Raw genomic sequence first — 20,334 nt, forward strand, 5'->3', positions numbered from 1 at the left:
AACCTGTTCCAGGTCTGCAGGCGACCGGCCGCCGCACGGGCGGCCGTCGACGGAGGGAGCACGGCAATGGGTGGCACGGAACACCTCTCCGTGCGGCGCGAAGGCGCCACACTGATACTCACGCTGAACAGGCCCGAAGCGAAGAACGCACTGTCGCTCGCGATGCTCGTCGGCCTGTACGACGGATGGGTCGAGGCCGACGAGGACGACGGGATCCGCTCCATCGTGCTCACCGGCGCGGGCGGCTCCTTCTGCGCGGGCATGGACCTCAAGGCCCTCGCGGGCAAGGGCATGGAGGGCGAGCAGTACCGGGACCGGCTCAAGGCCGACCCCGATCTGCACTGGAAGGCGATGCTGCGCCACCATCGCCCCCGCAAGCCCGTGATCGCCGCGGTCGAGGGCTACTGCGTGGCGGGCGGCACGGAGATCCTCCAGGGCACCGACATCCGCGTGGCGGGGGAGTCCGCGACGTTCGGTCTGTTCGAGGTGAAGCGCGGGCTGTTCCCCATCGGCGGCTCGACCGTGCGGCTGCCCCGGCAGATCCCTCGTACCCACGCCCTGGAAATGCTGCTCACCGGGCGCCCCTACGCGGCGGCCGAGGCCGCCTCCATCGGTCTCGTCGGACACGTCGTGCCGGACGGCACCGCGCTGGACAAGGCCCTCGTCATCGCCGAACAGATCAACGCGTGCGGGCCGCTGGCCGTGGAGGCGGTCAAGGCGTCCGTGTACGAGACCGCCGAGATGACGGAGCCGGACGGCCTCGCGGCCGAGCTGAAACGGGGGTGGCCCGTGTTCGACACGGCCGACGCGAAGGAGGGCTCCAGGGCCTTCGCGGAGAAGCGGGCGCCTGATTTCCGGCGTGCGTAGGCCGTCCCTTTCGCCGCGGGCCCGATGCGGCTGATCGCGCAGTTCCCCGCGCCCCTGAAGGGGCGCTCCGCTGACCGGAAACGGAGTCCCCGTCATGGCATCCGTCCCCTCCCCAGAAGTGCTTCGTGCGCCTCTCGTCGTCGAGTTCCCCTTCACCCGCTCGCTCGGACCCGTGCAGAGCGCCTTCCTCACCGGGCTGCGCGAGCGCACGGTGCTCGGCGTGCGGACCGGCGACGGCCGCACCCTCGTCCCGCCCGTCGAGTACGACCCCGTGACCGCCGAAGAGATCCGCGACCTCGTGGAGGTCGCGGCCACCGGCACCGTCACCACCTGGGCCTGGAACCACGAACCGCGCCGCGGCCAGCCCCTGGACACCCCGTTCGCCTGGGTACTGGTCAAGCTCGACGGCGCCGACACCGCCCTGCTCCACGCCCTGGACGTGCCCGGCCCCGACGCCGTGCGCACCGGGATGCGGGTGCGCGTCCGCTGGGCCGACGAACGCGTCGGCGCCATCACGGACATCGCCTGCTTCGAGGCGTACGAAGGAGGCGGGGCGGACAGCCGACCCGCGCCCCACACCGGCGCGTTCGACGACCCCGTCACCGGAATCGTCGCACCCGCGCGGCTCGACTACACCTACTCGCCGGGCCGCGCCCAGTCGGCGTACATCCACGCCCTCTCCGACCGGCGGACCGTCGGCGAGCGGTGCCCCTCCTGCCGCAAGGTGTACGTTCCGCCGCGCGGCGCCTGCCCCACGTGCGGGGTCGGCACGGTGGAGCGGGTCGAGGTCGGGCCGCGCGGCACCGTCACGACGTACTGCATCGTCAACATCAAGGCGAAGAACCTCGACATCGAAGTCCCTTACGTCTACGCGCACATCGCCCTCGACGGCGCCGACCTGGCCCTGCACGCACGCATCGCGGGCATCCCCTACGACGAGGTCCGCATGGGGCTGCGCGTCGAACCCGTATGGACCGAGGGCGGCCGCTACCCCGACCACTACCGGCCGACGGGCGAGCCCGACGCCGACTACGACACGTACAAGGAGCTGGTCTAGATGGCGCCCCACGAGTCGTCGCCCCACGAGCCGTTGCCGGTGATGCGGCCCGCCCGTGACGTCGCCGTCGTCGCCTTCGGGCAGAGCGACCACCTGCGCGCCACCGACGAGGTCTCCGAGGTCGAGATGCTCATGCCGGTGCTGCACGAGGTCCTCGCCGCCACCGGCCTGAAGACCAGCGACATCGGCTTCACCTGCTCCGGCTCGTCGGACTACCTCGCGGGCCGCGCCTTCTCCTTCACGATGGCGCTCGACGGGGTGGGCGCCTGGCCGCCGATCTCCGAGTCGCACGTCGAGATGGACGGCGCCTGGGCGCTGTACGAGGCGTGGGTGAAGCTGCAGACCGGCGAGGCCGACACCGCGCTCGTGTACTCCTACGGCAAGTCCTCGCCCGGCTCCGTGCGCGACGTGCTCACGCGGCAGCTCGACCCGTACTACGTCGCCCCGCTCTGGCCCGACTCCGTGGCCCTCGCCGCACTCCAGGCGCAGGCGCTCATCGACGCGGGGGAGACCGACGAGCCCGCCCTCGCCGCAGTCGGGAGCCGCAGCCGCACGGCAGCGGCCGCCAACTCCCATGCCCAGCTGCGCGGTTCGATCGCGCAGGGCGAGTACGCCGTACGTCCCCTGCGCACCGGCGACTGCCCGCCGGTCGGCGACGGGGCCGCCGCCGTGATCCTCGCCGCGGGGGAGAGGGCCCGGGAGCTGTGCGAGCGACCGGCCTGGATCCGCGGCATCGACCACCGCATCGAGGCGCACGGCCTCGGCGTGCGCGACCTCACCGACTCACCGTCCACGCGCCGTGCCGCCGAGCGCGCCGGAGTCTTCGAACGGGCCGTGGACACCGCCGAGTTGCACGCCCCCTTCACCTCGCAGGAGGTTGTCCTGCGCAAGGCTCTTCGGCTGGGCGACGACGTCACCGTCAACCCGTCCGGCGGCGCCCTCGCCGCCAACCCCATGATGGCCGCCGGGCTCATCCGGCTCGGCGAGGCCGCCGCACGCATCCACCGGGGCGTCTCGGACCGCGCCGTCGCCCACGCCACGTCCGGGCCCTGCCTCCAGCAGAACCTGGTCGCCCTCCTGGAAGGAGAGACCCGTGTCTAAGGAACCCGTGGCGGTCGTCGGAATCGGCCAGACCAAGCACGTGGCAGCACGGCGCGACGTGTCGATCGCGGGCCTGGTCCGCGAAGCCGCCCAGAGCGCCCTGCAGGACGCCGAGTTGACCTGGGCCGACATCGACGCCGTCGTCATCGGGAAGGCGCCCGACTTCTTCGAAGGCGTCATGATGCCGGAGCTCTACCTCGCCGACGCACTCGGCGCCGTCGGCAAACCCATGCTCCGCGTCCACACGGCGGGCTCGGTCGGCGGCTCCACCGCGCTCGTCGCCGCCAACCTCGTCGCGGGCCGCGTCCACGGCACCGTCCTCACCCTCGCCTTCGAAAAGCAGTCGGAATCCAACGCGATGTGGGGCCTGTCGCTGCCCGTGCCCTTCCAGCAGCCGCTGCTCGCGGGCGCGGGCGGCTTCTTCGCCCCGCACGTACGGGCGTACATGCGGCGCACCGGCGCCCCCGACGCGGTCGGCTCGCTCGTCGCGTACAAGGACCGCCGCAACGCCCTGAAGAACCCCTACGCGCACCTCCACGAGCAGGACATCACCCTGGAGAAGGTTCAGGCATCGCCCATGCTCTGGGACCCGATCCGCTACTCGGAGACCTGCCCGTCGTCCGACGGCGCCTGCGCGATGATCCTCACCGACCGGGCGGGCGCGGCCCGCGCGCCCCGGCCGCCCGCCTGGATGCACGGCGGCGCCATGCGCAGCGAGCCGACGCTCTTCGCGGGCAAGGACTTCGTCTCGCCGCAGGCGGGAAAGGACTGCGCGGCCGACGTCTACCGGCAGGCGGGCATCGCGGATCCGCGCAGGGAGATCGACGCGGTCGAGATGTACGTGCCGTTCTCCTGGTACGAGCCGATGTGGCTGGAGAACCTCGGCTTCGCGGCGGAGGGCGAGGGCTGGAAGCTCACCGAGTCCGGCGTCACGGAACTGGACGGTGACCTGCCGGTGAACATGTCGGGCGGCGTCCTTTCGACCAACCCCATCGGCGCTTCCGGCATGATCCGCTTCGCGGAGGCGGCACTTCAGGTGCGCGGCCAGGCGGGGGAACACCAAGTGGAGGGCGCCCGCAAGGCACTTGGACACGCCTACGGAGGCGGCTCGCAGTTCTTCTCCATGTGGCTCGTCGGCGCCGAACCACCCACCAGCTGACGGAGCCCTGTGCCGCCGCACGCCCAGAGGTCCTGCCGCCGCGGCCTGTCCGGCGCCCGGAGCGAAAGCTAGGCTGGCGCCGGACCGACGCATTCGGGAGGAGCACGGACGTGGCCGACAGCACCACTCAGCAGCATCCGCTCGCGGGCTGGGACAAGCCGGAGCTCGACCTCAGCACGGCGGACTGGCGATCGAGCAGCGAGGGGCGCGGGGACGTGGAGATCGCCTTCGTCGAGGGCTTCGTCGCGATGCGCAACAGCGACCGCCCGGAGAGCCCTTCCCTGATCTTCACCCCGGCGGAGTGGGGGGCCTTCGTCCACGGCGCCCGGGAGGGCGAGTTCGATCTGACGTAGCGCGCGGTCGCGACGGCCCTTCGGCCCTGCCGATCACATGACTTTCGACTCTGCCCGCGGGCGCAGCACCGCACCAGGCTGAAGCCATGAGCAGCGAACCGGTCAGCAGCGTGCGCAGTGAGTCCGTGAGCGGCAGTGGAGCCTGGCCCGCCGTCGGGCCCGACGGACCCGTCGTCGTGGCGGTGGACGGTTCTGAGGGCAGCGGCCGCGCCCTGGAGTGGGCGCTGGACGCCGCCCGGCTGCGCGCCGCGCCGCTGCGGATCGTGCACGTGCGGGGCTATGAGGTGCCGCTGGTCGACGGTCCCTTCGCGTCCGTGGTGGAGCGCGGTGAGGGCGACCCGGTGCTGGACCGGACACGCGAGTCCCTCGTGGGGCGCGCCGGTCTGCCCGAGCTTGAGTTCGTCACGGTGGACGGCAGCCCGGGGCGCGAGCTGCCCCGGCTCGGTGCGGAGGCCGGGCTGCTGGTCCTCGGCTCGCGCGGCAGGGGCGGCTTCGCCAGCCTGCTGCTCGGCTCGAACGGTCTGGCGTGCGCGCGGGACGCGGCCTGCCCCGTGGTGGTCGTGCCGCGGCCCGCGGCGGACCCGGAGCCCGGGAGCCCCGAGGCGTCGGTGCCGGACGCGGGCCCGCGCGTGGTCCTCGGCCACTCGGCGCCCGCACCGGACGAGAACGCCCTCGCGTTCGCCTTCGCCGAGGCCGGGCGGCGCGGGGCCCGGCTGCAGGTGATCGCCGCGTATCCGTGGCCCGTCCTCAGCTGCACACCCACCGGCGAGTTCGTGATGAAGGCCGTCGAGGACGCGGAGACGGAGCGGGAGTACGGCAAGCTCACAGAGGATCAGCTCGCCCCGTACCGGGAACGTCACCCGGAGGTCGGGGTCGACGTGTTCATCGCGCCGGGCGACGCGGCGCGGCACCTCGTGGAGGCCGCACACGCCGCCGATCTCGTGGTCGTCGGCCGCCACCGGCGCAGGCTGGGCCCGGGGCGCATGCTCGGCTCCGTCACCCACGCGGTGCTGCTGCACGCGGGGATCCCGGTGGCGGTCGTCCCGCCGAGCCCTTCCGGCGAGAACGCCTAGCCACGTCAGGCCACGTCAGGCCCGGCTACGACAGCACGACGCAGCCCTTGCCCTCCAGCGTGCGCAGCAGGTCCTGGCGGACCGGGACGTTCGTCCAGCGGAGGTCGAGCTTTTCCAGCGCGGGCAGCTCGCCCAGCCAGTCGGGCAGCGCACCGAGGGGATTGGCGCGCAGGTCGAGGCGGCGCAGCCGGGGCAGGCCGCGCAGGGTGTCGGGGACGGTCGTGAGCGCGTTCTCGCGGAGTTCCAGTTCGCGCAGCTCGGTGAGGTGGCGTACCCCGGTCGGCAGCTCGGTGAGGTGGTTGCCGCGCAGCCACAGTTCGCGGAGCGCCGTGAGCGAGCCGACGGTGTCCGGCAGGCGGGTCAACTCGTTCTGCTGGGCTCGTAGTTCGAGCAGGCCGGTCATGTCGCCGAGAGTGTCGGGGAGTGCGGTCAGACGGTTCTCGCCGATGTTGAGGTACGCGAGCCGGGTGAGGCGGCCCAGGGACGCGGGCAGCTCCGAGAGTGCGTTGTCGTGCAGGTAGAGGAAGCGGCTGAGGGCCGTGAGGTCGCCGAGCCCGGCGGGGACCGTGCGCAGTCTGTTGTGACCGAGGTCGAGGGTGTGGAGCTTGCTGAGCGTGCCGATGCGGTCCGGGAGGTCGGTGAGCGCGTTGTCGGGGAGGAGCAGGACCTCCAGGTGCGGGTGGTGCCACACCTCGTCCGGTACGGCGTCGAGACCGCCGTGCCAGTAGTTCAGTACGGACCCGTCGGTCACTGGAGCTCCGCCTCTCGGTGGCCGCGGGCAGGTGACGCCCGGGTCGCGCCCATTGTGCCCGAGGCCCGGCCGGGGCTGCTCCGTGGCTGGTGGGGCAGTTCGGCCGCCCGTGCGGGACGCGCCCGCCCCCGCGCCGGAACGCCTCGCAGGCCACGTACCATGGGCGCATGTCCTTCCTCCGCCGCCGCAGCTCCGCCACTCCCGCGGGCCCGGACTTCGACGTCCTGGCCATGGACCCCGGTGACTGGCCCGGCAATCTCGGCGCGGGCCTGCTGCCCGCCCCCGACGGCAGCTGCCAGGGCGTCTTCCTGCGCTACGACCTGTTCGGCGGCCGCGGCCCCGCGATGATCATCGGCAACCTCCCCGAGGGGTCGCCCGCGCGCGAGACCGCCGAGGGCGAGGTCCCCTTCGAGGTGGCCCAGCTGCTCCTGGCCCTGGAGAACGAAGAGGAGATCACGGTCGTCTCCAGCGAGGACATGCCGGTGATGCAGGGCGACAACCTCCTCATCGTGCGCCGCCTCAAGCTCTCCGAGAGCCGGATCTCCTGCGTCCAGTTCGACCGCAGCGACAACGTCCTGGTGACCATCGCCGCCTGGGACCGGCCGATCACCGATGACCTGTACGCGCTCCTGAAGCCGCTGCCCGCGGAGCTCTTCCAGCAGGGCTGACACTCCGCACGTACGCACGCACTTCCGTCCAAGTCCTGCCCCGTTCCGTCCAAGGAACGGGGCAGTTTTGTGTGCTGCTCCCGCGAACCTGTTGCCAACCTGCCGCCGACCTCTTGCCAGCCAGTCATCGGACTTTTAACGTAACCGGTCATGACTCAGGGGATCACGCGAAGAACGACCATGAGGTCCGCCATCGGTGGTGCGGCCGCTCTGGCAGCGGGTGGCGGTGCAGTCGGTGTAGCTCCGGCGGCCTCTGCGGCTTCCGGGGCTGCCACGGCTACCGAAGGCTCGGGGCGCGATACATCCGATGAATCGCACGAATCGCATGAATCGCTGCTCTGGTACGGCGCTCCCGCCGCCGACTGGGAGCGGGAGGCCCTGCCCATCGGCAACGGAGCCCTCGGCGCCATGGTCTTCGGCACCCTCGCCTCCGAACGGCTCCAGTTCAACGAGAAGACCCTGTGGACCGGCGGCCCCGGCTCGCGGGAGGGCTACGACTTCGGCAACTGGACCGCGGCCCGGCCCGGTGCCCTGGACGCCGTGCGCGACGAGCTCGACGAAAAGGGCAGGCTGACCCCGGACGACGCCGCGGCGAAGCTCGGCCAGGCGCGGCGCGGCTACGGCGCCCACCAGACCTTCGGCGACCTCCACATCGACGTGCCCGGCGCCCCGGACGCGCCCGACGCCACGTACCGCCGCGCGCTCGACCTCGGACAGGGCCTCGCGACCGTCACGTACCTCCACGAACAGGTGCGCCACCACAGGGAGTTCTTCGCCTCGCACCCCGACGGAGTGATCGTCGGCCGTCTCTCCGCGGACCGCGCCGCACACGTCACCTGCACCTTCCGCCACACCTCGCCCCGCGCCGACTTCACCGCGAAGGCGGACGGCGACCGGATCACGGTCCGCGGTGAACTCGCCGACAACGCCCTGAAGTTCGAGGCCCAACTCCGCGTACGGCACCAGGGCGGCACGAGCGTCGCCCACGACGACGGCAGTGTCACCGTCACCGGCGCCGACCACGTGTGGTTCGTCCTCGCCGCGGGCACCGACTACGCCGACACCTACCCCGACTACCGGGGCGACGACCCGCACGCCACCGTCACCCGCACCGTCGACGAGGCCGTCACGGCGGGCCACGGCACGCTGCGGGCCCGCCATCTGCGCGACCACCGCGCCCTGTTCGACCGCGTCACCCTCGACATCGGCCAGGCGGCACCCGCCGACGTGCCCACGGACCGGCTGCTCAAGCAGTACGGCACCGGGGCGGACGCCACCGCCGACCGGGCGCTGGAGGCGCTCTTCTTCCAGTACGGCCGCTACCTCCTCATCGCCTCCTCGCGCGCCGGATCACTGCCCGCCAACCTCCAGGGCGTCTGGAACAACAGCACCACCCCGCCCTGGTCGGCCGACTACCACACCAACATCAACCTCCAGATGAACTACTGGCTCGCCGAGGCCGCCAACCTCCCCGAGACGACCGCCCCGTACGACCGCTTCGTCGAGGCCCTGCGCGCGCCCGGGCGGCGTACGGCCAAGGAGATGTTCGGCAGCCGCGGCTGGGTGGTGCACAACGAGACCAACCCCTACGGCTTCACGGGCGTGCACGACTGGTCGACCGCGTTCTGGTTTCCCGAGGCCGCGGCCTGGCTCACCGCCCAGCTGTACGAGCACTACCGCTTCGGCGGCTCCACGGACTACCTGCGCACCATCGCGTACCCGGTGCTGAAGGAGGCCGCGGAATTCTGGCTCGACAACCTGCGTACCGACCCGCGCGACGGCACCCTGATCGTCACGCCCAGCTACTCGCCCGAGCACGGCGACTTCACCGCGGGCGCCGCCATGGCCCAGCAGATCGTCCACGACCTGTTCACCAACACCCTGGAAGCCGCCAGGGTGCTCGGGGATTCACCGGCCTTCCGTGCCGAGCTGGAGAAGACCCTGGGGTCCCTGGACCCCGGACTGCGCATCGGCTCCTGGGGACAACTCCAGGAGTGGAAGGCCGACTTGGACGACCGCACGGACGGCCACCGGCACGTCTCCCACCTCTACGCCCTGCACCCCGGGCGCCAGATCGAGCCGGGCAGCAAGTGGGCCGAGGCGGCGAAGGTGTCCCTCACGGCGCGGGGCGACGGCGGCACCGGCTGGTCCAAGGCCTGGAAAATCAACTTCTGGGCGCGCCTGCGGGACGGCGACCACGCACAGAAGATGCTCGGCGAACAGCTGAAGTCCTCGACGCTGCCCAACCTCTGGGACACCCACCCGCCGTTCCAGATCGACGGCAACTTCGGCGCGACGTCGGGCATCGTCGAGATGCTGCTGCAGAGCCAGCACGACGCCATCGAGATCCTGCCCGCGCTGCCCGCGGCCTGGCCCGACGGATCGGTGCGCGGCCTGCGGGCGCGCGGCGGCGCGACGATCGACATCGACTGGGCCGCGGGCCGCGCCACCCGCATCGCGCTGCGGGCCTCGCGCACGCGTGAACTGACCCTGCGCAGTGCGCTGTTCAGCGGTGGAGCGAAGACGTTGAAGGTGCGCTCGGGACAGCGGTACGTCTTTGACCGGTGAGCGGCCCGGCGGCCCAGGGGGGAATCAGGCAGCTCCGCCGAGCGCCACCCTGTGCCGCTGCGCGGTCCGGATCATGGGGCGCGTCGTTCCGGGGCGGCCCTTCGCGGCCGGGCGAGCGGCGGTCCGCACCAGTTCCGCGTACGCGCAGCGCAGCGCGACCAGCGACTCCTGGGCGTCGCGATAGGCGTCCGCGTCCGGGCCGCGGCGGTGCGCGAGCGTCCGCACGGCCGCGCTGCGGCGGTCCAGGGTGGAGAGCCAGGCGCGGTGCTGGGCGGGGAGGTGCCGGCGCAACTGGTAGCGGCTGCCGACGCCCATGCGGCCGCCCATGCCGAGGACGGCATCGGAGGCCAGGAGCACCGGCGGCTCCAGCGCCTCCTGCTCGGCCAGCGAGGTGAGTACCGCACACTGCTGACCGGTCGCGGGCGCCAGGCTCAACTTCACCGTGCTCGACCGGAGTTGCCCGTGCAGGGCGTGCTGGATGCGGGTCATGCGGCGCAGCGCGACGGAGACGGACCGGTCACCGGCGGACCGGCCCGCCAGGGTCTCGGCGAGCCGGAACAGCCAGACCCCGTGGGCCTCCAGGCGCACCGTGGCCAGCATCAGCCGGTCCAGGCGGGACAGCGGCTGGTCCCCGGCCGACCAGCGCACGATCGGCACGAGGGATTCGGTACGGGCCAGCTGGTCGACCGGCATGGCACGGCCGGGCTTGCGCAGCGGCGCCCAGTTCAGGAGCGACAGCGTGGGGAGCGCGACGAACTGAGGGTGGTCGCTGCGGTGCGCGAGCGACGACCACAGGGTGCGGAACTGCTCGTTCACCGCGCGCCGGGACATGGGTGACGCCGGGTCCAGACCGGTCCACCCGCAAGCCGCCACGATGACCGCCAACCGCATCGTCGCCGCTCTGGCCCGGTGCTCCGACAGCCGGGCGACCCGCTGGCGAAGCACCGTCAGCTCGGCGGACCGGCAGGCCTGCTCGACCAGGAGGCGGGCGTCCTCCCGGCACGGCGCGGCGGCGGCCGCGTGGGCCAGCGCGTCCAGACCGGTCCAGGCTCCGGAGAGACGAGGCGCCGGGAGCCGCTCGGGAAGGAAGCCGTGGGCGAGCGGTGGATTGTCCGAGGGGGAGGTCATCGGGGCGGCCTTTCTGGGAGAACCGAAAGGGTGATGGATGATCTTCGGGTATGTCTTGATCGTCACAGCTCTTCGCGCTCGATCTCTTTGCTGAAAGTCCCCAAACCCAGGGACTTTCGCCCTACGGCCCGCAGCCCGGTGAGGACCGGCCGGTGGTCGCTGCCGAGGTCGGGGAGCACGGTGGACCCCGTCGACGCGAGGCCGCGCACCAGGACGTGGTCGAGACGGACCACGGGGAACGCGGCGGGCCAGGTGAAGCCCAGACCGCGGCCCGCCCGGTCGTCCGCGGGCCGCAGCCCGTGGGTCAGCGGTGCCAGCCCCCGGTCCCGCAGGCTGCCGTTGAGGTCACCGAGGAGCACCACGCGCCGCGTGGGATCCCGGGCGATCCGTTCGCGCAGCCGGTCCGCGCTCGCGTCACGCCGGGCCACGGCGAAGCCCTTGTCGAAGGTGACGCGCACGGACGGCAGGCGCACCGCGTACACCGCCGTGTCGCCGACGGGTGTGCGGGCGACGGCCCGGATCGCGTGTGGCCAGGCGCCGCCGAGATCGAGCTTCTCGACCTCGCGCAGCGGATAGCGGGACCACAGCCCGAGCGTGTCGCCCACCGCGTGGTGCGGATAGGTGCCGCGCAGCTCCTCCTCGTACGCCTCCATGGCCTGCCTCGGCACCTTCTGCAGGGCCACCACATCGGCGTCGGTGGCGAGGACGTCACGGGAGACGTCCCGGGGAGCGGTGCGGTCGCCGCCGACGTTGAGCGTCAGCACCTGGAAGTCGGTCCGGCCGGTGCCGGGTTCGGCGAAGGAGACGATGCCCGGGCCGAACAGAACGGCCCAGGCGACCGCCGGGACCAGGGCGAACGCCACCCCCTTCAAGGAGCGGCGCACCGCCGCCCACGCCAGCAGGAGCGGCACGCCGAGGCCGAACCACGGCAGTGCGGTCTCCACCAGACTGCCCAGGTGCCCCGGCGTATTGGGCAACACGCCGGGGAAGACCAGGAGCGCGGTGAGGAGGAGGGCGGAGAGGGCGATACGCATCTTCGGTGCAGTCCGTTCAGAAGTCGCCGCTGGTGGTGCGCCGACCGGCGGCACCCCACCCGACCAGGGCGAACGCCACCGCCGTGACCGCGGCCAGCAGGACCGCGGAGACCGCCGCCAGGGCGACGGCGGTCCGCAGGGACTCGGGTGACGTCATCGTTCGTCTCCCGCCGTGTGGTCCTCGCGCGGCAGCAGCAGGACGCCGTCACGGGCGTCGTACTCGAAGAGCTCGGCGTAACGGCCCCAGGTGATGGCGATGGTGAGCTGCTGCTGCGCGGTCTGCTCCGAGAAGTTCGCGCGCAGCCGGTCGGTGATGTGGTGCTCCCGCAGACGCCCGCCGTCGGACGCCATGAGGAGCGTGCGGATGGTGGCGATGAGCGGGACGTTGGCGAGGACGGCGGCGGCGAAGAGCCGCTTGCGGGTGAGGATGTCGGCGCTCGCGAAGCCGCTGCCGGTGGTGGTCAGGCGCAGCTCGCCGGACCTGATCCTGGCGTAGGCGAGCGCCTTCGCCGCCTCCACCAGCGGCATCAGGTCGTCGACCTCGTACGACAGCGCGTCGGCCAGAGCGGGGAGTTCCACCGCGCCGCCCCTGCCGTCGAGCTCTTCGAGGAGCCCGGTGAGCTGCTCCACGTCGGCGTGCGGCAGGGGAGCCGCGGCGCGGAGGGGGTCGTGCGTGCCGAGAGTGGGCGGGAGCTCGGCCCGCTCGCCGGTCAGACACTCGTACGCGTCCTCGATGAGCGCCTCGAAACCGCGGGTGCGGCGGTTGCGGGGGCGCGGCAGGTCCACCCGCAGTTCGACCTGGATGGTGCCGGGGTCGGTGCCGAGGATCAGGATGCGGTCGGCGAGCTGGACGGCCTCCTCGATGGAGTGGGTGACCAGGAGGGCGGTGCGCGTGGGGCTTTCGGGGCGGGTGAGCAGGGCGAGGAGTTCGTTGCGCAGGGTCTGCGCGGTCAGCACGTCCAGGGCGGAGAACGGCTCGTCCATCAGCAGCACGTCCGGTTCGACGACCAGGGCGCGGGCGAAGCCGACCCGCTGGCGCATGCCGCCCGAGAGCTCCTTGGGGTAGGCGTTCTCGAAGCCGTCGAGGCCGACCATGTCGATGGCCGCGAGCGCCCGCCGGCGGCGCGCGACGGGCTCGACGCCCTGTGCCTGCAGGCCGAGTTCGACGTTCTGCTGCACCGTGAGCCACGGCATGAGGGCGAAGGACTGGAAGAGCATGGCCGTGCCCGGGTTGGGGCCGTTCACGGCCGTGCCGCGGTAGTGGACCGTACCGGCGGACGGGGCCAGGAGCCCGGCGATGTGGCGCAGCAGGGTCGACTTGCCGGACCCGGACTTGCCCAGGAGCGCGACGATCTCGCCCTCGTGCAGGGTCAGGTCGATGTCCTGGAGGACCGGCAGCACACCGCCGGTGGGGGAGGAGAAGTGCTTGTGCAGTCCGCGGACGGCGATGACCGTGGAGTCGGTGACGGAGGGCGCCGTACCGGCGGCAGAGGTGGTCGGGGCGGAGGTGTTCATGGAATCGCTCCTCGGCGACGGGGTGGTGAGGCGGTGGCAGTGGCGGGACCGGAGCCCGTGGCGCGCGGTCACAGCGCGCAGCGCTTCTGTGCGAACCGGTACAGGCGCCGCCAGAGAAGCCGGTTGATGATGACGACGTAGACGCTCATGAGGACGGCGCCGAGGAAGTTGCGGGCGAAGTCGCCCGAGTCCGTGGCCTGCGTGATGTAGGCGCCGATGCCGACGGCGGTCAGCGTCGTCGTGCCGTAGCTGACGAGCTCGCCGGGGATGGAGGCGTTCCAGGCACCGCCGGACGCGGCCAGCGCACCCGTCGTGTACGAGGGGAGGACCGCGGGCAGGATGAACTTCTTCCAGCGCAGCCAGCCGCGCAGCCCCAGGTCGGCGGAGGCCTCGCGCAGATCACCGGGGATGGAGCTGGCACCGGCGATCACGTTGAACAGGACGTACCACTGGGCGCCCAGCGCCATCAGGGCGATGGCGCCCCAGTTCAGGGAGATTCCGGAGGCGCCGAGCACCACGACGGCGAGCGGGAAGAGGAAGTTGGACGGGAAGGAGGCAAGGACCTGGACGATCGGCTGGGCGATCCGGTTGACCTTCGGGTTCATGCCGATCCAGGCGCCGATCGGCACCCAGACGAGCGTGGAGAACACCACGAGGATCATGACGCGGCCGTACGTGATCAGCGCGAGCCAGGCCGCGTGCCCGATCTCGCCGACCGGGACGTTGTCCAGGATGTACGTACAGGCCTGCCAGAGGATTGCGGCGACCGCCGCGGTGTAGAGGATGTAGAAGGCGATGTCGGCGCGCCTGCGGCGGACCGGATCGTGGTGCAGCCGCCCGGGGCTGGTGCCGAGGACGCGCATGGCGCGGTCCAGGCGCTCACCGGCCGGGCGCAGCATCCGGCCGAGCAGCGCGGGCACCGTGGAGCGGCGCAGCAGGTCGAGGAACCAGCTGCGGGGCTGCTCGGCGATCTCGCAGTCCTCGGTGCGGAACCGCTCCGCCCAGGCGGTGACGGGCCGCCAGAAGAAGAAGTTCACGGACACGACCATCGCGATCATGACGACGACGGCGAGCGCGACCCGCAGGCCCTCACCGTTGTCGAGGGCCTGCGCCACATAGGAGCCCACGCCCGGCAGCCCGTTGTCGCTGCCGTTGACGCTGATCGTCTCGGAGGCGGACAGCGCGAACCACGCGGCACCGAAGCTGATCATGCCGTTCCAGACCTGGGCGATCATGCCGCTGGGCACGTCCACCTTCCAGAACCGCTGCCAGCGGGTGAGGCGCATCAGCCGGGCCGCCTCGTCCAGTTCCTTGGACTGGGTGATCAGGGACTGGTAGAAGGCCATCGCCATGTTCCACACCAGCGCGGTGAACACGGCGAAGACCGAGGCGAGTTCGAGCCCCAGGGTGGAGCCGGGGAACATCGCGATGAAACCGGTGACGGTGATGCTCAGGAAGGTCAGGACCGGCACCGACTGCAGGATGTCGATGGCCGGGACGATCACCTTCGCCGCGCGCCGCGAGCGGGCCGCCCAGGTGCCGAAGACGAAGGTGAAGATCACGGCGGGGACGAGGCCGACGAACATCCGTAGCAGGGAGCGCGCCGCGTAATAGGGCAGCTCGCCCGGATCGGTGGAGACGACCGGGGGCTCGTCGGCGTCGAAGGGCCGGTCGGTCGAGGCACCGACCCGGGCCACGAGGTAGAAGACCGCGACGACACCGAGCAGGACGAGGACGTCGACGGGGCGCATGCGGGCGACGCGCACGGCGCCGCGGGAGGGAAACTGACGGAGTTTGGACATGGGGGAACCCGGAAGGTCTTGCGGGCACGACGGCACGGCGCGCAGGGCGCGGCGCGGGGAAGGGCCCGGGGACGGGTGAAGTCAGGGCTGCTTGCGTCAGGCGGCGGTACGCCGCGGCTGTCCAGCGGTGTCGACACGCGTGGAGCAGCGGGACGCGCGACTGGGAGGGTCGCCGTAGAGCACAACGACCACCTCCTCACATCCTCGGGCAGCGCGTTTCTCGCGCCGCCCCTCAACTCTCGCGCAGGACCCCTGAACGCAACCTGAGCGACCTGAGGCCCTCTTCAGTTTTCGGTGCCCGCCGCCTCGCCACAGGGGCTTCAGGATCCTCAGCAAGGGCTCAGGAACGGCGACGTAGGGTGGGAGGTCCGCGTCTTATTTACGAGATATGTGATATTTGAACCGTGAAGATCCTGGTCATCGAAGACGAGCACGCACTCGCCGACACCCTGCGCCGGGCCATCTCCTCGGACGGCCACTGGGTGGACGTCGCCCACGACGGGCACACGGGACTGGAGCTGGCGCTGACCGGTGGCTATGACGTGATCGTGTTGGATCTGATGCTGCCGGGCCTCAGCGGCCTGGAGGTCTGCCGCAGACTGCGCAGCCACGACGAGCACGCCCTCGTCCTGATCCTCACCGCCAAGGACAGCGAGTACGACGAGGCCGACGGGCTCGACGCGGGCGCGGACGACTACCTGACCAAGCCGTTTTCGCTCGTCGTGCTGCTCGCCAGGCTGCGCGCGCTCGGCCGCCGGGCCGGACGCGACCGGCCCGCGACGCTGCAGGTCGGCGACCTCACGCTCGACGTCGTCGCCCGGCTCTGCAAGCGGGGCGAGCAGACGGTCGAGCTGACCGCGCGGGAGGTCGAGGTGCTCGGCTGTCTGCTCGCCGCGGACGGCGGCGCGGTCTCCAAGCAGGACATCCTCGACGAGGTGTGGGACTCGCCGTCCGACCTCGACCCCAACATCGTCGAGGTGTACGTCAGCTCGCTGCGCAAGAAGGTCGACGCGCCCTTCGGCAGACACACGATCCGCACCGTGCGGGGCATCGGCTACCGGCTGGCTCCCGATGCCCCCTGACGCGACGCCCCCTGAGCGGCCCGGCAGGTTCCGCCCCCGCATGCCCCGCACCTTGCGGGCCCGCGCCACCGCCGCGGCCGTCCTCATCATGGTCGTGGCCCTCTCCATCGGCGGCGGCTGGCTGTACGTCACCCTGCGCGGCAACCTGATCGACAACGCGGGCGCCCGCACCGAACTCGCCGCCCGGCAGGCCGCCGCGGACATCGCCGCCAAGCCGGGGCGCCCGCACGGCGACCTGCCGGAGCCCGACGGCGGCGTGGACGCGGTGCTCGTCCTGGACGGCCAGGGCCGCCCGCTGGCCAGCACCGCCCCGCACCCCGCCGCCCGCGCCGCCGTCCTCGCGGGCTTCCGCCCCGGCCCCGGCGAGGACTCGGCGGTACGCGACTTCGAACCCGCCCCCGCACTGGCCAGCCTCACCAGCGTCGTCGCCGTCGTCCGCACCCCTTCGCCGGACGGCGACCTCTACGTCTACGCGCTGACCGTGCTCGACGCCGTGGCCGACGCCGAACGGGCGCTCGGCGTCACCGTCCTGGTCGGCGGCCCGCTGGTGGTCCTGCTCACCGGACTCATCGCCTGGTCCGTGACCGGCGCCGCGCTGCGGCCCGTCGAATCCATCCGCAGGGAACTCGTCGCCGTCTCCGCGGACCGGCTCAGCCGCCGCGTCCCCGCGCCGGGCGGCAGGGACGAGATCACCCGGCTCGCCGAGACCGTCAACGACACCCTGGAACGCCTGGAGGACTCCGTCACCCGGCAGCGCCAGTTCGTCGCCGACGCCTCGCACGAGCTGCGCAACCCCATCGCCGCGGCGCGCGCCGAACTCGAACTGGCCCTCCTCAACAAGCCCGACCCCGACTCGGCGGCCTCACTCGCGCAGGCCTTCGACTCCACCGTACGACTGGAGCGGATCGCCGCCGACCTCCTGCTCCTCGCCCGTCTCGACGCACAGCAGCCGCCGAGCGTGGAGCTCGTCGACCTGTCGCTGCTCGCGGCCGAGAAGATCGCCCGGCGCCGTTCGGCACGGGTACCGCTGGTCCTCGTACAGCCCGACGAACCGGTCCTCGTACGCGCCGATCCCGGACAGCTGGAGCGGCTGCTCGCCAACCTCCTCGACAACGCTCAGCGGTTCGCCGACTCCGAGGTGCGCGTCATCACCGCGACGGACCCGGCGACCGGCACGGCACTGCTCGAAGTGGCCGACGACGGACCGGGCATCCCGCCCGAGGCGACGGAGGAGGTCTTCAACCGCTTCACCCGGCTGGAGGCGGACCGCAACCGGGCCAGCGGCGGCACGGGGCTCGGCCTCGCCATCGCACGCGAGATCGCCCGTGCGCACGGCGGGAGCCTGCGGGTGGCGCCGGGCGAGCGCGGTGCCCGCCTGGTCCTGCGGCTGCCCACGGCGGACTCTCCGGCCCGCTCCTGACCGGTCCGCCCCTGCTCCGGGCCCCGTTCCTGAAGACCCCTTCCGTTTCCTCAGGATCCGTTCAGGAAGGGGCGTTCAGGATCATCCCCATGTCTCAGCACCGAGCCGTCAGCCCCCGCTCCCGACGACATCGCGCGCGCCGCAAGCAGCCGCACGCGCGCGGGCTCTCGCGAAGGGCGCGGCTCGGCCGCACGCTGCTGGTCCTCACCGGTGTCCTCGTGCTCTGCGGCGGCGCCGCGGCCTGGTACCTGTACCGCGAGCTCGACAGCATCGGCTCCTCGGCCGCCCTCGGCTCCGACGCGCCCAAGTCGACGGACGGCTCGACGAACATCCTGCTCATGGGCCTCGACACGCGGAAGGACCAGAACGGCGAGGACCTCCCCGGCGACGTACTGAAGAAGCTGCACGCCGGGAGCTCCGACATCGGCGGCTACAACGCCAACACGCTGATCCTGCTGCACGTTCCTGCCGACGGCGGCAAGGCCAAGGGCTTCTCCATCCCGCGGGACGACCTCGTCGACATACCCGGCTACGGCAAGGACAAGATCAAGAAGGCGTACGGCCTCGCGAAGGCGGCGCAGGAGAACAAGCTGCGCGGCGAGGGCGTCACGGACGGACGCAAGCTGGAGCACGAGGGCAGGGAGGCGGGCCGACAGTCCCAGATCCGGACCGTACGCGACTTCCTGGGCGTCCCCATCGACCACTTCGCCGAGGTCAGCCTCTCGGGCTTCTACCGCCTGGCCGACGCCCTCGACGGCGTGGAGGTCTGCCTCAACCACCCGGTCAAGGACCGCTATTCGGGTGCCGACTTCCCGGCGGGCAAGCAGGAGCTCAACGGGCAGGAGGCGCTCGCGTTCGTCCGTCAGCGCCACGGTCTGCAGCGGGGCGACCTGGACCGCACCCGCCGCCAGCAGGCGTTCCTCGCCTCCGCCCTGCACCAGGTGAACAGCGTCGGCACGCTGACCAGCCCCACACGTCTGCTCGACCTGAAGAACGTGGCCAAGGACAACGTGGTCCTCGACAAGGGCTGGGGCGTCTTCTCCTTCGTCAAGGAGGCCAAGAACCTCACCGGCGGCAAGGTGGAGTTCACGACCCTGCCGGTGGAGAGCTTCGCCAAGCACAACGGCGAGGACGTGAACATCGTCGACCGCGACCTGGTGCGCCGCAGGGTGCAGGAACAGACGGGACAGGGTCCGCACGCGGGCCGCACGGGGTCCTCCGGGCACAAGACCGAGGACAAGGCCGAGAAGAAGTCCGACGACAGCGCCCCGAAGGTCGCCGGGGGTGGTGTGCCGTGCGTGGACTGAACGCCTGGGAAGCGAGCCCCGAGGGGCTCGACGCCCGGCGCACCGAGGCGCTGCTGCTCGCATTCGCCCTCGCCGTCATCATCTACGGTTACGCGTCCGCCGGCCTCGCCATGACGGGCGGCCTGCCCTCCCACCTGACCCACTTCGCCGTCTCCCAGCTCTGTCTGGCCACGGCCGCCCACCTGGCCGTCCGCAGGTTCGCGCCGCACGCCGACCCGCTCATCCTGCCGCTCGCCTTCCTCCTCACGGGCCTCGGCCTCGTCCTGATCCAGCGTCTGGACCCGGCCTACGCCGCGCGTTTCCACTCGGCCCCGGCGAGCGGCGGGCAACTCGTCTGGACCGTCCTTGCGGTGGCCGCCACGATCGTCGTGCTCTGGGCCCTGCGGGACTACCGGCAGCTGCAGCGCTACCTCTACGTCACCATGGCGGCCTCCATGGCCCTGCTCATGGCACCCGCGTTCTTCCCCGGAGACACCTACGGCGCCAAGCGCTGGGTCTACCTCGGGCCCCTCTCCTTCCAGCCGGGCGAGTTCGCGAAGATCAGCATCGTGGTGTTCTTCGCGGGCTTCCTGGTGCTCAACCGCGACGCCCTGTCCTGCACCGGCCGCCGGATGCTCGGCATGACGCTGCCGTACGGCAGGCAGATCGGCCCGATCGCCGCGGTGTGGCTCCTGAGCCTGCTGGTGCTGGTCTTCGAACGGGACCTGGGCACGTCACTGCTGTTCTTCGGCGTCTTCGTCGCCATGCTCTACATCGCGACCGAACGCACCAACTGGGTGGCGTGCGGGATCGCCATGACCCTGGTGGGAGCCGTCGCCGTCGGCGCCACCGAACCGCACGTCAAGGGCCGGATCATGGCCTGGCTGCACCCCTTCGACATCTACCTGCCGCCCGAGCAGCGCCCGCCGGGCCTGATCTCCGACCAGGCCGCGGAGGCCCTGTTCGGCTTCGGCAGCGGCGGCGTCACGGGCACCGGTCTGGGCCAGGGCCACCCCGAACTCATCGGCTTCGCCGGGCGCAGCGACTTCATTCTCACCACCGTCGGCGAGGAGCTCGGCCTGGCCGGGGTGATGGCGGTCCTGCTGCTCTACACCCTGCTCGTCGCGCGCGGCTTCCGCACGGCCATCACCTGCGGCAACCCCTTCGGGAAGATGCTCGCCGCAGGCCTGTCCGTGGTGCTCGCGTTCCAGGTGTTCATCATCGTGGCGGGAGTGACCGGCCTGATGCCGTTCACCGGCAAGGCCCTGCCGTTCCTCGCCCAGGGCGGCTCGTCCATGGTCGCCAACTGGCTGCTCATCGCGCTCCTCCTGGCCATCAGCAACCAGGCCCGCAGAGACCTCCACCAGGACGCCCCGTCAGACACGCACGTCGACCATCCCGAGCTCGTCGGCAGCGGTGTGCCGGGTCCGGGCCTGCCCCCACGCAGACCCGGACCCGACTGATTCCGGC

Annotated in this window: 18 protein-coding genes; 12 read left to right on the plus strand and 6 right to left on the minus strand. The window is 71.8% G+C overall.

The genetic code is table 11. The features are described from left to right. Positions 1 to 66 precede the first annotated feature (66 nt). The 6 genes from ABZV77_RS13925 (at position 67) to ABZV77_RS13950 (ending at position 5,610) form a co-directional block, all read left to right on the plus strand. Positions 67 to 867 (plus strand): crotonase/enoyl-CoA hydratase family protein, encoded by an 801-nt coding sequence (locus ABZV77_RS13925; protein WP_356255100.1) that lies wholly within the window; start codon positions 67 to 69, stop codon positions 865 to 867. A gap of 94 nt (positions 868 to 961) precedes the next feature. Beyond that, positions 962 to 1,924, plus strand: coding sequence for an OB-fold domain-containing protein (locus tag ABZV77_RS13930; RefSeq protein WP_356255103.1), 963 nt, complete (start codon positions 962 to 964; stop codon positions 1,922 to 1,924). 42 nt (positions 1,925 to 1,966) lie between these two features. Next, positions 1,967 to 3,025: a thiolase domain-containing protein gene (locus ABZV77_RS13935; protein WP_356256052.1), complete on the plus strand. Its 1,059-nt coding sequence runs from the start codon at positions 1,967 to 1,969 to the stop codon at positions 3,023 to 3,025. Next, positions 3,018 to 4,184, plus strand: a complete 1,167-nt coding sequence (locus ABZV77_RS13940; RefSeq protein WP_356255105.1) for a thiolase domain-containing protein — start codon at positions 3,018 to 3,020, stop codon at positions 4,182 to 4,184. Before ABZV77_RS13935 ends, ABZV77_RS13940 begins: the two co-directional genes overlap by 8 nt. Positions 4,185 to 4,294: 110 nt before the next feature. Next, positions 4,295 to 4,537 (plus strand): DUF397 domain-containing protein, encoded by a 243-nt coding sequence (locus ABZV77_RS13945; RefSeq protein ID WP_356255108.1) that lies wholly within the window; start codon positions 4,295 to 4,297, stop codon positions 4,535 to 4,537. Positions 4,538 to 4,623: 86 nt separating this feature from the next. Beyond that, positions 4,624 to 5,610, plus strand: coding sequence for a universal stress protein (locus ABZV77_RS13950; protein ID WP_356255111.1), 987 nt, complete (start codon positions 4,624 to 4,626; stop codon positions 5,608 to 5,610). A gap of 25 nt (positions 5,611 to 5,635) precedes the next feature. Here the strand turns inward: ABZV77_RS13950 and ABZV77_RS13955 are convergent, their stop codons facing one another. Next, a complete protein-coding gene (locus tag ABZV77_RS13955; RefSeq protein WP_356255114.1) occupies positions 5,636 to 6,361 on the minus strand; it encodes a leucine-rich repeat domain-containing protein in 726 nt (241 codons plus the stop codon). A gap of 167 nt (positions 6,362 to 6,528) precedes the next feature. On the opposite strand from ABZV77_RS13955, the gene ABZV77_RS13960 reads away from it, so the two are divergent. Together ABZV77_RS13960 and ABZV77_RS13965 are read left to right on the plus strand one after the other, a co-directional pair. Continuing rightward, positions 6,529 to 7,029 carry a hypothetical protein gene (locus ABZV77_RS13960; protein ID WP_356255117.1) on the plus strand — a complete coding sequence of 167 codons (501 nt, stop codon included), beginning with the start codon at positions 6,529 to 6,531 and terminating at the stop codon, positions 7,027 to 7,029. Between the two features lie 180 nt (positions 7,030 to 7,209). Next, complete coding sequence (locus tag ABZV77_RS13965; protein ID WP_356255119.1) at positions 7,210 to 9,597, plus strand: glycoside hydrolase family 95 protein; 2,388 nt, start codon at positions 7,210 to 7,212, stop codon at positions 9,595 to 9,597. A 24-nt stretch (positions 9,598 to 9,621) separates the two neighbouring features. Here the strand turns inward: ABZV77_RS13965 and ABZV77_RS13970 are convergent, their stop codons facing one another. The 5 genes from ABZV77_RS13970 to ABZV77_RS13990 form a co-directional block, all read right to left on the minus strand. Continuing rightward, positions 9,622 to 10,725, minus strand: a complete 1,104-nt coding sequence (locus tag ABZV77_RS13970) for a hypothetical protein (RefSeq protein ID WP_356255122.1) — start codon at positions 10,723 to 10,725, stop codon at positions 9,622 to 9,624. A gap of 62 nt (positions 10,726 to 10,787) precedes the next feature. Continuing rightward, the gene (locus tag ABZV77_RS13975; RefSeq protein ID WP_356255125.1) at positions 10,788 to 11,759 is read right to left on the minus strand and encodes an endonuclease/exonuclease/phosphatase family protein; all 972 of its coding nucleotides are present in this window, start codon (positions 11,757 to 11,759) and stop codon (positions 10,788 to 10,790) included. A 16-nt stretch (positions 11,760 to 11,775) separates the two neighbouring features. Next, complete coding sequence (locus ABZV77_RS13980) at positions 11,776 to 11,916, minus strand: hypothetical protein (protein WP_356255128.1); 141 nt, start codon at positions 11,914 to 11,916, stop codon at positions 11,776 to 11,778. Continuing rightward, on the minus strand, positions 11,913 to 13,274 hold the full coding sequence (locus ABZV77_RS13985) for a nitrate/sulfonate/bicarbonate ABC transporter ATP-binding protein (RefSeq protein ID WP_356255131.1): 1,362 nt from the start codon (positions 13,272 to 13,274) through the stop codon (positions 11,913 to 11,915). The genes ABZV77_RS13980 and ABZV77_RS13985 overlap by 4 nt, the downstream gene beginning before the upstream one ends. 68 nt (positions 13,275 to 13,342) lie before the next feature. Continuing rightward, positions 13,343 to 15,076: an ABC transporter permease subunit gene (locus tag ABZV77_RS13990; protein WP_356255134.1), complete on the minus strand. Its 1,734-nt coding sequence runs from the start codon at positions 15,074 to 15,076 to the stop codon at positions 13,343 to 13,345. A gap of 404 nt (positions 15,077 to 15,480) precedes the next feature. On the opposite strand from ABZV77_RS13990, the gene ABZV77_RS13995 reads away from it, so the two are divergent. From ABZV77_RS13995 to ABZV77_RS14010, 4 genes are all read left to right on the plus strand, one after another. Further along, positions 15,481 to 16,158: a response regulator transcription factor gene (locus ABZV77_RS13995; protein ID WP_356255137.1), complete on the plus strand. Its 678-nt coding sequence runs from the start codon at positions 15,481 to 15,483 to the stop codon at positions 16,156 to 16,158. A gap of 40 nt (positions 16,159 to 16,198) precedes the next feature. Then, a complete protein-coding gene (locus ABZV77_RS14000) occupies positions 16,199 to 17,578 on the plus strand; it encodes a HAMP domain-containing sensor histidine kinase (protein ID WP_356255140.1) in 1,380 nt (459 codons plus the stop codon). 89 nt (positions 17,579 to 17,667) lie between these two features. Then, positions 17,668 to 18,885, plus strand: a complete 1,218-nt coding sequence (locus ABZV77_RS14005; RefSeq protein WP_356255143.1) for an LCP family protein — start codon at positions 17,668 to 17,670, stop codon at positions 18,883 to 18,885. Then, positions 18,873 to 20,327: an FtsW/RodA/SpoVE family cell cycle protein gene (locus ABZV77_RS14010; protein WP_356255146.1), complete on the plus strand. Its 1,455-nt coding sequence runs from the start codon at positions 18,873 to 18,875 to the stop codon at positions 20,325 to 20,327. The genes ABZV77_RS14005 and ABZV77_RS14010 overlap by 13 nt, the downstream gene beginning before the upstream one ends. The last annotated feature ends 7 nt before the right edge of the window (positions 20,328 to 20,334 follow it).

The sequence above is a fragment of the Streptomyces sp. NPDC004732 genome, from assembly GCF_040609235.1.
Taxonomy (GTDB): Bacteria; Actinomycetota; Actinomycetes; order Streptomycetales; family Streptomycetaceae; genus Streptomyces.